15 protein-coding genes are annotated in these 12,786 nt (G+C 58.8%); 1 reads left to right on the forward strand and 14 read right to left on the reverse strand.

Going from position 1 to position 12,786, the window contains the following annotated elements:
- Positions 1-21 precede the first annotated feature (21 nt).
- The 14 genes from queC to aspS all read right to left on the reverse strand — a co-directional run bounded on the left by queC (position 22) and on the right by aspS (position 11,903).
- On the reverse strand, positions 22-696 hold the full coding sequence (gene queC, locus GYM54_RS06650; RefSeq protein ID WP_197446003.1) for a 7-cyano-7-deazaguanine synthase QueC: 675 nt from the start codon (positions 694-696) through the stop codon (positions 22-24).
- 53 nt (positions 697-749) lie between these two features.
- Entirely contained in the window at positions 750-1,397 is a 648-nt protein-coding gene (gene queE / locus GYM54_RS06655; RefSeq protein ID WP_197445998.1) for a 7-carboxy-7-deazaguanine synthase QueE, read from the reverse strand.
- 122 nt (positions 1,398-1,519) lie between these two features.
- On the reverse strand, positions 1,520-2,347 hold the full coding sequence (gene ybgF / locus GYM54_RS06660; RefSeq protein ID WP_197445997.1) for a tol-pal system protein YbgF: 828 nt from the start codon (positions 2,345-2,347) through the stop codon (positions 1,520-1,522).
- A 6-nt stretch (positions 2,348-2,353) separates the two neighbouring features.
- Entirely contained in the window at positions 2,354-2,860 is a 507-nt protein-coding gene (gene pal / locus GYM54_RS06665) for a peptidoglycan-associated lipoprotein Pal (RefSeq protein ID WP_131650209.1), read from the reverse strand.
- A 50-nt stretch (positions 2,861-2,910) separates the two neighbouring features.
- Positions 2,911-4,167 carry a Tol-Pal system beta propeller repeat protein TolB gene (gene tolB / locus GYM54_RS06670; protein ID WP_218568023.1) on the reverse strand — a complete coding sequence of 419 codons (1,257 nt, stop codon included), beginning with the start codon at positions 4,165-4,167 and terminating at the stop codon, positions 2,911-2,913.
- A gap of 41 nt (positions 4,168-4,208) precedes the next feature.
- Positions 4,209-5,216: a cell envelope integrity protein TolA gene (gene tolA, locus GYM54_RS06675; protein ID WP_197445996.1), complete on the reverse strand. Its 1,008-nt coding sequence runs from the start codon at positions 5,214-5,216 to the stop codon at positions 4,209-4,211.
- The gene (gene tolR / locus GYM54_RS06680; protein ID WP_131650206.1) at positions 5,216-5,668 is read right to left on the reverse strand and encodes a protein TolR; all 453 of its coding nucleotides are present in this window, start codon (positions 5,666-5,668) and stop codon (positions 5,216-5,218) included. Before tolR ends, tolA begins: the two co-directional genes overlap by 1 nt.
- Before the next feature lie 12 nt (positions 5,669-5,680).
- Positions 5,681-6,373, reverse strand: a complete 693-nt coding sequence (gene tolQ / locus GYM54_RS06685; protein WP_131650205.1) for a protein TolQ — start codon at positions 6,371-6,373, stop codon at positions 5,681-5,683.
- Positions 6,374-6,375: 2 nt separating this feature from the next.
- Positions 6,376-6,819: a tol-pal system-associated acyl-CoA thioesterase gene (ybgC, locus tag GYM54_RS06690; protein ID WP_131650204.1), complete on the reverse strand. Its 444-nt coding sequence runs from the start codon at positions 6,817-6,819 to the stop codon at positions 6,376-6,378.
- 51 nt (positions 6,820-6,870) lie between these two features.
- The gene (ruvB, locus tag GYM54_RS06695; protein WP_131650203.1) at positions 6,871-7,923 is read right to left on the reverse strand and encodes a Holliday junction branch migration DNA helicase RuvB; all 1,053 of its coding nucleotides are present in this window, start codon (positions 7,921-7,923) and stop codon (positions 6,871-6,873) included.
- Positions 7,924-7,927: 4 nt separating this feature from the next.
- Complete coding sequence (ruvA, locus tag GYM54_RS06700; protein WP_197445995.1) at positions 7,928-8,533, reverse strand: Holliday junction branch migration protein RuvA; 606 nt, start codon at positions 8,531-8,533, stop codon at positions 7,928-7,930.
- Between the two features lie 68 nt (positions 8,534-8,601).
- Complete coding sequence (gene ruvC, locus GYM54_RS06705) at positions 8,602-9,126, reverse strand: crossover junction endodeoxyribonuclease RuvC (RefSeq protein WP_197445994.1); 525 nt, start codon at positions 9,124-9,126, stop codon at positions 8,602-8,604.
- 177 nt (positions 9,127-9,303) lie between these two features.
- On the reverse strand, positions 9,304-10,050 hold the full coding sequence (locus GYM54_RS06710) for a YebC/PmpR family DNA-binding transcriptional regulator (protein WP_197445993.1): 747 nt from the start codon (positions 10,048-10,050) through the stop codon (positions 9,304-9,306).
- A gap of 77 nt (positions 10,051-10,127) precedes the next feature.
- Positions 10,128-11,903 carry an aspartate--tRNA ligase gene (gene aspS, locus GYM54_RS06715; protein ID WP_197445992.1) on the reverse strand — a complete coding sequence of 592 codons (1,776 nt, stop codon included), beginning with the start codon at positions 11,901-11,903 and terminating at the stop codon, positions 10,128-10,130.
- A 376-nt stretch (positions 11,904-12,279) separates the two neighbouring features.
- Here aspS and GYM54_RS06720 point away from each other — a divergent pair, with 376 nt between their 5' ends.
- Positions 12,280-12,750: a Dps family protein gene (locus GYM54_RS06720; protein ID WP_181101012.1), complete on the forward strand. Its 471-nt coding sequence runs from the start codon at positions 12,280-12,282 to the stop codon at positions 12,748-12,750.
- The last annotated feature ends 36 nt before the right edge of the window (positions 12,751-12,786 follow it).

Genomic DNA, 12,786 nt, shown 5'->3' on the forward strand with positions numbered 1-12,786 from the left:
TCAAAGTTTTTTTGGAAGAAATTAACGGTAGCGAGTCGGATCCGAAAGGCCGGCCTGCTCAAAACCTGCGGCTCGCAAACGGCAGCTGTCGCACTTTCCACAAGCACGCCCATCATTGTCGGCCTGATAGCATGAGACGGTCATCGCATAATCAACACCCAGACGGGCACCAGCCTGGACGATCTCCGCCTTGCTCAAGTTCTGCAAGGGAGCACGAATGGTAAAGCCCTGCCCCTCCACGCCAGCCTTGGTCGCAAGATTGGCCATGCGCTCGAAGGCATCGATGAATTCTGGACGGCAATCTGGATAACCGGAGTAGTCGACGGCATTGACTCCAATGAAAATATCCTGAGCGCCGAGCACCTCCGCCCAGCCCAACGCCAAGGAGAGAAACACGGTGTTGCGTGCCGGCACGTAGGTTACCGGTATACCTTCCTCCGACGCCTCCGGCACCTCGATGCTACTGTCGGTGAGTGCCGAGCCCCCTATGCCATCGAGATTCATGCCGATGACGTTGTGTTCCACCACGCCCAATTGGCGAGCAACCCGCTCGGCAGCCTGCAGCTCCGCACGGTGACGCTGACCATAATCGAAGCTCATGGTGTAGCAAGCGTAACCTTGCGCTTTGGCCATCGCGACAACGGTCGCAGAATCGAGCCCGCCCGAAAGGAGGATTACGGCTTTCTTGTCAGTCATTAGGTTTACCTGTGAGAACTTCGGCTCCAGGATCAAAGCCGCTCCGGCGTACATTAATGGCCGGGCGCATCGTTCCAGAGAATTTTGTGCAGTTGAAGCTGCAAACGCACCGGAAGATTGTCGCTGACGATCCAGTCAGCCAACGCTCTGGCATCGACTTGCCGATGGCCAGGCGAAAACAGCACCTCACCAGCACGAGCATCCAGCCGGTACTCAATAAGCTTGGATACAGCCCAGTCGTAATCTTCGCGTGAACAAATTACGAACTTGATCTGATCGTTTTGCGTCAGCTGACCAATGTTCGCGTACAGATTGCGGCCCATCTCGCCTGACGCTGGCGTCTTCAGATCAACGACCCGGCTTACTCGCGTGTCGGTACCGGAAATATCCAGCGCACCACTTGTCTCCAGAGAAACTTCATAGCCCGCGTCGCAAAGCTCGCGTAGCAGCGGCAGACAGTTCGGTTGAGCCAGCGGTTCGCCGCCCGTGACACAGACGTAGCGGGGCTTATAGGACGCAACCCGCTCAAGAATTGCTTCGAGCGGCATGATCTCGCCGCCACTGAAAGCGTAGGCGGTATCGCAGTAATGACAGCGCAGGGGGCAGCCGGTCAGGCGGACGAACACAGTAGGCAGGCCACTGGTACGGGTCTCCCCCTGCAACGAGTAGAAAATCTCGGAAATTCGCAGGGTATTTTGCATATCAGCCACGGGCGTGACGGCTAAACAGGCCATCCGCCTCCGTTGCGGGAAAAGGGCAGCGATTCTAACGAAAAAACCCGCTCAATGGGCGGGTTTTTGTTAACTGATGCCAACGTATCGGCTTATCGATTCAGTTGGCGCTGAGCCAACTGCGCAGCCGAGCTGTTCGGGTAGTCAGCAATGACCTGACGAAGAATCCCGTCAGCCTTGTCACGATTACCCAGCCGCACCTCGACATCCGCAAGCTTGTACAGCGAGTCAGGAACCTTGTTGTGCTGAGGATACGCCTGACTGACCTTCGCGAATGCCTGGCCGGCCCCCTGCAAATCTCCCTTGGCGAGATTGACCTCGCCCAGCCAGTACTGTGCATTACCGGCATAAGGGCTTTGGGGATATTTACGCAAGAAGGCGGAAAAAGCCTGGCTAGCCTTATTGAAATCCTTCGCCTTGATCAGATCGAAGGCTGCGTCGTAGTACAGCTTTTCCTTTTCAGGATCAACCGATTGATTGCTCGCCTGATCTTGCCCAGAGGCATTCACGGGCCCTTGCACTGAACCACCGGCATTACTGCTGCCCGCGGCTGACGAATTCTGGTTGGCCAAACCGCCTGATGCGGCGTTCGACAAACGACTATCCAAATCCTGATAACGCTCCAGCCCTTCCTGTTTCAGGCGCTGGATCTCGTTCTGTTGCACTTCCAGCATGCCGCGCAGTTGCGCGATTTCTTCTTGCATCTGCTGCAACTGAACGAAAAGCATGCCCTGCGCCGAAGACGGAGCCGATGCTCCGCCTCCGACATAGGCACCGCTAGTATCTGCCCCGGTGGAATAACCCGACTCAGGCACACCGCTTTGGGTTTGCGAGTCATATTCGACCACTGGGACTTGAGCCGCCGCAAAAAGAGGCAAACCAAGCGCAATAAGCGTCAGAGCGTAACGGTGCTTGAGCATGACTTATTACTTACGCAGCTCAACGCGACGGTTCTGAGCCCACGACTGCTCGTCGTTGCCCATGGCAACCGGACGCTCTTCACCGTAGGAAACCAGTTCCAGCTGAGCGGGAGATACGCCCTGCAGAACCAGGTAACGCTGAACGGCCTTCGAACGACGCTCGCCCAGAGCCATGTTGTACTCGCGAGTGCCGCGCTCGTCGGTGTGGCCTTCCAGAACGACACGGTTGCCAGCGGACTTCAGATCCTTGGCATGAACGTCCAGAGCGCGCATAGCTTCCGGCTTCAGGTCCGAGCTGTCGTATTCGAAGTAGAAAGTAGTGATAGCGCGCAGAGCGGCTTCTTCGCCACCCATGCTGCCGTCGACAGCACCGCTGTCAGCGCCGTAGCCAGCGTTCGGATCAATGGCGGAGGAACCTTCGCCAGAGTCGTCGCCACCCTTGGACGAACAACCAACAGCTACGGCCATAGCCAGAGTCAGCGCAGCGAACTTACCGAATTTCAGCATTTCCATGTGTAACAACCCCAGTTGTGTTTTTGGTTAGGTAAAGCGTTGATACCGCATCAGTTCAGGTAAGGGGACCACGATGGCTCACGGACTTCGCCTTGAGCAGTAGGAAGCGGGAGCCTAACTCGACCATTGATTGATACGAGCATCAAGACTCCCCGGCCCTGCTGGCGGGTCGCGTAGATTAGCATGGTGCCATTAGGCGCAACAGTGGGCGACTCATCTAAACTCGTATCTGAGAGTAGCCGTAAATTGCCGCGCTGCAGGTCCTGTGCCGCCACCTTGAAATTGGTATAGCCCTCCTGGCGATGAATCATCACCAGCGTCTTTTCATCTGCCGATAGTTTCGGGTTTGCGTTGTAGTTGCCAACGAAAGTGACTCGTTCGGCATTATTGCTACCCAGACGCTGCTTGTAGATCTGTGGCTTGCCCGCACGATCCGAGGTGAAGTAGATAGTCTGACCGTCGGCGCCCCAGAAAGGCTCCGTGTCAATTGCGTAATGATTGGTGAGTCGCTGCAACTGACGCGACCCAAGATCCATCACGTAGATTTCCGGATTGCCATCCTTCGACAGCACGAATGCCAGGCGATTGCCGTCCGGCGAGAATGCTGGCGCACCGTTGAGCCCTTCGAAATTGGTAATCTGCTCGCGACGCCCCGTGTCGATGTGCTGCATGAAAATACGTGGACGTTTCTGTTCAAAAGAAACATAGGCGATGCGACGGCCATCCGGCGAATAGCGCGGTGACAGAATCGGCTCACGGGATTGCAGCAGGGTCACGGCGCGCGCACCGTCGTAGTCGGAACGCTGCAGCGTGTAACGCGTATTGGTGCCGCCGAGACGTTCAGCAGTAACGTAGAGCAAGCGCGTGGAGAACGCGCCCTTGATGCCCGTCAGCTTTTCAAACGCCTGGTCAGCTGCGAAATGCGCCATATCCCGCAGCTGATCCTGACCACCACCCACGGTGCCCGTCATGACCTGCTGTTCGGTGGTCACATTGAACACCTCGTAGCGGATCTGCAGTTTGCCGGCCGAAGGCTCGATGTTGCCGACCATCACGTACTGGGCACCCAATGCCTTCCAGTCACGGAAAATGATTTCGCTACCGCGCGTCGGCAGACTGATCATGTTCTGCTTGGGAATCGGCTGGAAAATACCGGTATTGCGCATGTCATTGCCGATGATTTCTGCCATGTCTTCCGGCAGCACAGTGCCGCCCTGCCAACCGAACGGCACAACCGCGATCGGAATCGCACGATCGGTACCGCTGGTGACGACAATGTTCTTCTCCTGCGCCACGGCACTGCCCATCACGAACAGGAAAAAGACGATAAAACCTCGAAGGTAATTGATCACAACGCTAGATCCTCAGGCGTAAATGTCATCGTGAACGAGCGATACGGCTGAAATTCCTGGGCAGTGAGCCCCTGCATTTCGGTCAGCCGACCAATATTCTTTACTGCTGCGACCGCCGAATTATCGAACGGCGCATCGCCACTCGAACGCGAAACGGTTGCAGCGGTGATGGTGCCATCCGGCAGCATGTTGACCCGGAGCGTTACCGACATGTTGTTCCGGGCCGATGGCGGTCGGGTCCAGCCCTCTGCCGCACGCATACGAATCAGGTCATCGAAGTTACCAGCTACCTGATCGCCTTGAGTGTCAGCCATGGCCTGCTGCCGCTCCGTGTCTTCAGACAACAGTTCGGCAAGAGCTTGCGCCTTCTTGTCCTCGGCAGCCTTGCGGGCAGCCTCGGCTGCTGCTTTCTTCTTGGCTTCTTCGGCGGCCTTTTTCTTCGCAGCCTCAGCTGCCGCCTTTTTCTTTGCGTCCTCTGCCGCTTTCTTTTTCGCGGCCTCGGCAGCAGCTTTCTTCTTGGCTTCTTCGGCAGCCTTTTTCTTGGCCGCCTCGTCAGCCGCTTTCTTCTTGGCGATATCCGCCTGTTTTTTCTGTTCGGCTAGTTTCTTGGCTTCTTCGGCTTTTTTCGTCTCCGCGGACTTCTTTGCCGCGTCAGCCTTCGCTGCTTCGGCCTTTCGAGCCTCGTCCGCCTTCTTTTGTTCCGCTGCCTTGGCGGCGGCCTGTTTCTGCTGCTCGGCCTTGCGCTGTTCCAGCTGCTCGGCTTCGTACTGCTTGGCCGCCGTTTTCTGAGCCTCACCCGCAATCTTCTGATTCGTCTGAGTCGTAGCTTGGCTCTGAGATTTGAGCTGGTACAAGGTCGCCTGAACGATGGGCTTGGATGGCGGCAGCTCCGGCGTCATGGCGAAGCTGACGAAGAGCATTCCGAAAATAACGATGTGTAGACCGACCGCCAGAATGGTGGGCCAGTAGTAGCTCTCCGAGCGTGAACGTTCCGGCTGTTGCATTAAGGCGCCTCGGTGATCAAGCCGACGTTACCGACACCCGCTTCCTGCAGCCCGCCCATGGCAGACATCACCGAACCGTAGTCCACCGCCTTGTCGCCGCGCACGAACACCTGAACCTGCTTACCCTGGCTACGGTTCTGGTTCATGATTGCGGTGACCGCCTTGGTCATCTCATCCAGTGTCAGGGCCTGATCCTGGACGGTTTCGGTGTCCACTTCGCTCCCGATGTTCCAGAAGTAAGTCTTGTCCGCCTTGATCGAAATGGTCAGTACTTGAGCATCGTTATCCTGAGGCAGGACTTCGCTGCTGACCTTGGGCAGATCGACCTTTACACCCTGATTGAGCATCGGCGCGGTCACCATGAAGATGACCAGCAGCACCAGCATCACGTCGATGTAAGGCACCACGTTCATCTCGGCGACAGGTTTGCGTCTGTTACGAATTCTGGCCATGGCCTGGGGGCCTCAATCTTCGGTGGTGTGAACTTTGCGATGGAGAATCGCCTGGAACTCATCGGCGAAGGTGTAGTAACGACCGATGAGCATCTCGCCACGCGCGGAGAAACGGTTGTATGCGATGACCGCAGGAATTGCGGCGAACAGGCCGATCGCAGTAGCGATCAATGCCTCGGCGATGCCGGGCGCGACAGTGGCGAGAGTCGCCTGCTGCACCTGCGCCAGCCCGCGGAACGAATTCATGATGCCCCAGACGGTACCGAACAGACCGATGTAAGGACTGGTAGAGCCAACGGTCGCGAGGAACGGCAAACTCTGATCGAGCTTTTCTTCTTCGCGGGAAATGGCGACGCGCATAGCCCGGTTCACCGCATCCATCACGGCATCGGGATCCACACCCTGCTGCTGGCGCAGGCGGGAAAACTCCTTGAAGCCGGCGCGGAAGATCTGCTCGACACCCGAATCAGGATCAGGATTACTGCCAGCCTGGCGGTACAGTTTGGAAAGGTCGATACCGGACCAGAAACGTTCCTCGAAGGTGTCCAGCGAGCGCTTGGCGGCACGCAGCATGTTGCCGCGCTGGAAGATGATGATCCAGGACATCACCGAGGCCGCCACCAGGATCAGCATGACCAGCTGAACCACAAAGCTGGCGTTGCTGATCAAGCTCCACATGGACATATGATCGACGTTGGGTTCCACGCTTAATCTCCTGCAGGGGGTAGACCCGACCCGGCGAAGGCTGAGCGCAACGCTTCGGGAATAGGTCGGGGTTTCAAACTCTCGGTACGCACACAGGCGACCAGAAACTGCCCTTCACAGAGCAGCAAATTATCCTTGGCGCGTCGTACCTGCTGCCTGAAATGCAGGCTGGCGCGCTTTATTTTTACAACCTCGGCAGTTACCAGTAACTCGTCGTCCAGCCGCGCCGGCGCGTGATAACGCGCTTCGCTCGAATGCACGACGAAAAGCAGGTCTTCGCCCGCCAGCTGCGACTGGGCGAAACCCAGGTTGCGCAACCGCTCGGTGCGGGCCCGCTCCATGAACTTGAGGTAATTGACGTAATAAACGATGCCGCCGGCATCGGTATCTTCGTAGTACACCCGACACCGATGAGTGAAGGGTTGAGCATCCGATTCCGCGCGCATACTAGAGCCAGGCCCCGTAAATTCCAATCGGGTGGGACAAGAATATTTTCTTCACTTTGTGTCGCCGTCGAACAGGTCCGCTACTGGCGAATCGCCCAGGCGTTTCGGCAGGTTCAGGCCGAAATGCAGATAGGCATGCCGGGTGACCACGCGCCCGCGCGGCGTACGCATGATGTAGCCCTGCTGGATCAGATAGGGTTCGAGCACGTCTTCGATGGTGTGGCGCTCTTCGCTAATGGCGGCTGCCAGATTGTCGATGCCCACTGGCCCGCCATCGAACTTCTCGATTAATGTCAGCAGCAACCGTCGGTCCTGATGATCCAAGCCGCGCTCGTCCACATCGAGCATGTTCAGCGCGAGATCCGCTGTACGGCGGGTAATCTCACCATTTCCACGAACTTCAGCAAAATCCCGCACCCGACGCAGCAGGCGGTTGGCGATACGCGGAGTGCCGCGAGCACGCCGGGCAATTTCGAAAGCGCCTTCGGCCTCGATAGCCAGGCCAAGGATGCCGGCCGAACGGCTGACGATGGTCGCCAGATCGGCCGTGGAATAGAACTCCAACCGCTGCACGATACCGAAGCGATCACGCAGCGGATTGGTGAGCATGCCCGCACGAGTGGTGGCGCCAACCAACGTGAAGGGCGGCAGGTCGAGCTTGATCGAGCGCGCCGCAGGCCCCTCGCCGATCATGATGTCCAGCTGAAAATCTTCCATCGCCGGATACAGCACTTCTTCAACGATGGGCGACAACCGATGAATCTCGTCGACGAAGAGCACATCGCCCTGCTCCAGATTGGTCAGCAGCGCGGCCAGATCACCGGGCCGCTCCAGCACGGGGCCGGAAGTGCTCTTGATCGAGACACCCATCTCCTGCGCAATGATATTGGCCAGGGTCGTCTTGCCGAGGCCCGGCGGGCCGAAGATCAGGGTGTGATCAAGGGCCTCGCTGCGCCCGCGGGCCGCACGGATAAACAGATCCATCTGCTCGCGCACGACCGGCTGGCCGATGTATTCGGCCAGACTCAGTGGGCGGATGGCACGGTCGAATTGTTCTTCGCGGTCGCGGCCAGTGGCGGTAATCAGACGATCGGCTTCGATCATGCGCTTACACCATTCCCTTCAGGGCACGGCGGATCAGATCTTCACTACTCAAATCGTCTTCCTGTACGGCGGATACGGCACGACTGGCCTCTTGCGGCTTGAACCCAAGGGAAATCAGCGCGCTGACCGCATCATTCTCGGCGCTTGAGACTGCCATATTCGAGCGGGGTTCCACCACCAGAGGTGCGATGGACGGCATGCTCTCCCAGGCTTTGAAGCGATCTTTCAACTCCACCAGCAGCCGCTCGGCCGTCTTCTTGCCGACGCCCGGAATCTTCACCAGCGCGGAGGTGTCCTGAGCCTGCACGCAGCGCACCAGTTCGTCCACTTCAAGGCCCGACATCAATGCCAGCGCCAGCTTGGGGCCGACGCCATTGAGCCGGATCAGTTCGCGAAACAGCTCGCGGTCACGCTTTTCGGCGAAGCCATAAAGCAGTTGCGCGTCCTCTCGCACTACCAGATGGGTGTGCAGCGTTACCGGCTCACCGACAGCAGGCAGGCGGTAGAGCGTCGTCATCGGCACCTCGACTTCATAGCCGACGCCATTCACATCCAGTATCAGATGCGGCGGCTGTTTCTCCGCCAGGGTTCCGCGCAAACGTCCAATCACAGTTATCCATTCCTCTCTCGACTGAAGGAGCGCCGTCAGCCATTGTCTTTGCTACCCAGCACTAGCTACTACAAACGCAAGCGCCCTGCCCTGCGCTTGGCACCGGCCAGCCCGTGCGGGATGAGACTCTGCCGATGATGCGCATGGCACAAGGCGATCGCTAGCGCGTCTGAGGCATCGATCTGTGGTTTTTTCACCAATTTCAGCAGGTGCATCACCATCATCTGCACTTGCTCTTTGTCGGCACCACCGGTTCCGGCAATCGCCTGCTTGACCTGGGTGGCGGTGTACTCGGCTATCTCCAGACCCTGCTCGGCAGCAGCCACTATCGCGGCGCCTCGGGCCTGTCCGAGCTTGAGCGCAGAATCGGCGTTGCGCGCCATGAAGACCTGCTCGATACCCATGGTCACCGGGCCATGAAGGCGGATCACCTCGCTGACGCCAGCGAATACTGCCTGCAGCCGGGCGGACAGCTCACCACTGCCGGTGCGGATGCAACCGGATGCCACGTACTCACAACTGCGGCCGGTATCGCGCACCACGCCGTAGCCAGTAATGCGAGAGCCGGGATCGATCCCGAGGATGAGCGTCATGCGGTCGCCGTACTGTCTATTTATCCAGCCGCGAGTATAAAGGTACAGTCGCGGCGAGAGCTACCGGAACAATGCCGAAGACCGCACGCATCAAGGCGCACAAATGAAGAAGCCGGAAACACGCAAACGGCGCTCCCGGCTTTCAGCTTCGATTCCTGACTTCTTACCAGTGCCCAATCACTCCAACTGCTCCATGATTTCGTCGGAAATCTCGGCGTTGTGGTAGACGTTCTGCACATCGTCCAGATCTTCCAGCGCATCGATCAGGCGCAACACCTTCTGCGCGGTTTCCAGATCGGCGAGCGGCGCGGCAATCGAGGGGATCATGGCGATTTCCGCCTCCTCGCCCTTGAAGCCGGCCGCACTCAGCACCTCGTTGACGGCATGGAAATCGGCAAAGCTGGTGGAGACCAGCGCCGAGCCATCTTCGCCCATTTCCACATCATCGGCACCGGCTTCCAGCGCCGCTTCCATCAGCGCATCTTCGTCCACGCCCGCGGCAAAGCTGATCTGCCCTTTGCGATCGAACATGTAGGCAACCGAGCCATCGGTGCCAAGGTTGCCGCCGTGCTTGCTGAAGGCATGACGCACTTCGGCCGCGGTGCGATTGCGGTTGTCGGTCATGGCCTCGACGATGATGGCCACGCCACTAGGCGCATAACCTTCGTAGCTCAGTTCGACGACATTGTCGGCCTCGTTATTGCCGGCGCCGCGGGCGATGGCGCGGTCGATCACGTCCCGCGACATGTTGGCGACCAGTGCCTTGTCTACCGCCAGGCGCAGGCGCGGGTTATCCGCCGGAATTGCGCCACTTTTGGCCGCAACTGTCAGCTCACGAATGAGCTTGGTGAAAATCTTGCCGCGCTTGGCGTCCTGGCGCCCCTTGCGGTGCTTGATGTTGGCCCATTTGGAATGACCAGCCATAACTGCCTCCCTCTTCGATCAACTTTCTTCTCGCTGAAACGGAGAAGCCCAGGTTTCCCTGGGCTCCGGCTCTGCGGTTATTCGGCTTTAGGCTGCTCGCGCAGGCGAATGTGCAACTCGCGCAGCGCCTTGGCATCCACCGCACCCGGCGCCTGGGTCATGACGTCCGCCGCGCTCTGGGTTTTCGGGAAGGCGATTACTTCACGAATCGATTGCGCGCCAGTCATCAGCATCACTAGGCGATCAAGGCCGAAAGCCAGGCCACCGTGCGGCGGCGCGCCGTATTTCAGCGCATCGAGCAGGAAGCCGAACTTCTCGTTCTGCTCCGCTTCGTCGATACCCAGGATACGGAATACGGTCTGCTGCATGTCCTTGCGGTGGATACGGATGGAACCGCCACCCAGCTCGGTGCCGTTGAGCACCATGTCGTAGGCACGCGACAGCGCCGCTCCCGGATTGGCTTCCAACTCTTCGGGGCTGCACTTGGGCGCGGTGAAAGGATGGTGCAGTGCCGACAGCGAGCCGTCGTCGTTTTCCTCGAACATCGGGAAGTCGACCACCCACATCGGCGCCCATTCGCAAGTCAGCAGGTTCAGGTCGTGACCCAGCTTGATGCGCAACGCACCCAGCGCTTCGGAAACAATCTTGGCCTTGTCGGCACCGAAGAAGACGATGTCGCCATCGACCGCACCCACTCGATCAAGGATCGCATTGAGGTTGGCTTCGGGGATGTTCTTGACGATGGGCGACTGCAGGCCTTCAACACCCTTGGCGCGCTCGTTGATCTTGATGTAAGCCAGGCCCTTGGCGCCGTAGATGCCGACGAACTTGGTGTAGTCGTCGATCTGCTTGCGCGGCATGCTCGCACCGCCCGGCACGCGCAGTGCGGCAACACGGCACTTGGGATCGTTGGCCGGGCCGGCGAACACTTTGAATTCGACATCCTTGAGCTGGTCTTCCACATCGATCAGTTCCAGCGGAATACGCAGGTCCGGCTTGTCCGAACCGTAGCGGCGCATGGCTTCTTCGAACGGCATATGCGGGAACTCGCCGAACTCGACGCCCAGCACTTCCTTGAATAGCTTGCGCACCATGCCTTCGGTGATGCCGATGATGTCGGATTCATCGAGGAAGCTGGTCTCGATGTCGATCTGGGTGAATTCCGGCTGACGGTCGGCCCGCAGGTCTTCGTCGCGGAAGCACTTAGCGATCTGATAGTAGCGATCGAAGCCGGCCACCATCAGCAACTGCTTGAACAGCTGCGGCGACTGCGGCAGGGCGAAGAAACTGCCGGGATGGGTGCGGCTGGGAACCAGATAGTCGCGGGCGCCTTCAGGGGTGGCGCGGGTCAGGATCGGCGTTTCCACATCGAGGAAGCCGTTTTCATCCAGATAGCGACGAATGCTGGTTGTGATGCTCGAGCGCAGTTTAAGCTTCTCGGCCATTTCCGGGCGGCGCAGGTCGATGAAGCGATAGCGCAGGCGGGTTTCCTCGCCCACGTCGCTGTATTCGTTGAGCGGGAACGGCGGGGTTTCTGCCTCGTTCAGTACTTCCAGCTCATAGCCCAACACTTCGATGGCACCAGAGGCCATGTTCGGGTTGCGTGCGCCTTCCGGGCGCAGGCGGACCTTGCCGGTGATTTTCACCACATATTCGCTGCGTACCCGGTCGGCGGCTGCAAACGTCTCGGCGCGGTCGGGATCGAACACCACCTGGGCCATGCCTTCACGATCACGCACGTCGAGGAAGATGACCCCGCCGTGGTCGCGGCGGCGATGGACCCAACCGCAAAGAGTGATTTCCTGGCCGTCCAGGCTTTCGTTCAACTGGCCGCAATAGTGGCTGCGCATCATGGTGGGGTTCGCTTCTCGTATCTTGGAAATTCGTTGGGTCGCTCGATTCGCGACTGGCAGACGGAGCCCAAATGGCGCTCCACCTGGGATCGATCGCTCATCGGCACAGAGCCAGAGCTGCCGGCAGACATCAGTACGCGGCTACCCTTACGGCAGACGGGCCGCCCGACACAAGCGCGGGATTATATCTGCATAATCGTTTCAACGCAGCCGACTCTGAACGCTTGCCCATCGAAGCAATAGCCAATCCGCATTGAACCCAACGCCTACTGGCGCCTTCCAACCAACAGACCGTTACCGGCGTCAGTGCGCCGCTCACTGTTAGCCGTCGTTTTCTGGCATAACTGTCAGTCAATTCATCCAAAGGGAGAGAACCATGGAAATTAATATTGGTATTGCCGAACAGGATCGCGCCGCCATTGCAGATGGTTTGTCCCGCCTGCTGGCCGACACCTACACGCTTTATCTGAAGACGCACAACTTCCACTGGAACGTGACGGGGCCGATGTTCAACACCCTGCACACCATGTTCGAGACGCAGTACACCGAACTGGCCCTTGCGGTGGACGATATCGCCGAGCGTATCCGCGCCCTGGGCTTCCCCGCGCCCGGCACCTACGCCGCCTACGCGAAGCTGTCTTCGATCAAGGAGCAGGAGGGCATTCCATCCGCAGAAGACATGATCAAGTTGCTGGTTGAAGGACAAGAAGCCGTCGTCCGTACCGCGCGCGGCATCTTCCCGCTGCTGGAAAAAGTCAGTGACGAGCCCACCGCCGACCTTCTGACTCAGCGCATGCAGATTCATGAAAAGACTGCCTGGATGCTGCGCAGCCTGCTTGCCGCCTGATACGAGACGCAACCTCCGCTGCAAGCGGGATGGTCG

Origin of the sequence: Pseudomonas sp. MTM4 (assembly GCF_019355055.1) — a bacterium.
Lineage (GTDB): Bacteria > Pseudomonadota > Gammaproteobacteria > Pseudomonadales > Pseudomonadaceae > Stutzerimonas.

Excerpts from the sequence above, each read along its gene's own strand:
- tolR (WP_131650206.1), bottom strand. The coding sequence starts at position 5,668 with ATGGCCAGAATTCGTAACAGACGCAAACCTGTCGCCGAGATGAACGTG.
- tolB (WP_218568023.1), bottom strand. The coding sequence starts at position 4,167 with ATGGGCAGTGCCGTGGCGCAGGAGAAGAACATTGTCGTCACCAGCGGT.
- GYM54_RS06720 (WP_181101012.1), top strand. The coding sequence starts at position 12,280 with ATGGAAATTAATATTGGTATTGCCGAACAGGATCGCGCCGCCATTGCA.
- ybgC (WP_131650204.1), bottom strand. The coding sequence starts at position 6,819 with ATGCGCGCGGAATCGGATGCTCAACCCTTCACTCATCGGTGTCGGGTG.
- queE (WP_197445998.1), bottom strand. The coding sequence starts at position 1,397 with ATGCAAAATACCCTGCGAATTTCCGAGATTTTCTACTCGTTGCAGGGG.
- aspS (WP_197445992.1), bottom strand. The coding sequence starts at position 11,903 with ATGATGCGCAGCCACTATTGCGGCCAGTTGAACGAAAGCCTGGACGGC.
- ybgF (WP_197445997.1), bottom strand. The coding sequence starts at position 2,347 with ATGCTCAAGCACCGTTACGCTCTGACGCTTATTGCGCTTGGTTTGCCT.
- queC (WP_197446003.1), bottom strand. The coding sequence starts at position 696 with ATGACTGACAAGAAAGCCGTAATCCTCCTTTCGGGCGGGCTCGATTCT.
- ruvB (WP_131650203.1), bottom strand. The coding sequence starts at position 7,923 with ATGATCGAAGCCGATCGTCTGATTACCGCCACTGGCCGCGACCGCGAA.
- ruvC (WP_197445994.1), bottom strand. The coding sequence starts at position 9,126 with ATGACGCTCATCCTCGGGATCGATCCCGGCTCTCGCATTACTGGCTAC.
- tolA (WP_197445996.1), bottom strand. The coding sequence starts at position 5,216 with ATGCAACAGCCGGAACGTTCACGCTCGGAGAGCTACTACTGGCCCACC.
- GYM54_RS06710 (WP_197445993.1), bottom strand. The coding sequence starts at position 10,050 with ATGGCTGGTCATTCCAAATGGGCCAACATCAAGCACCGCAAGGGGCGC.
- pal (WP_131650209.1), bottom strand. The coding sequence starts at position 2,860 with ATGGAAATGCTGAAATTCGGTAAGTTCGCTGCGCTGACTCTGGCTATG.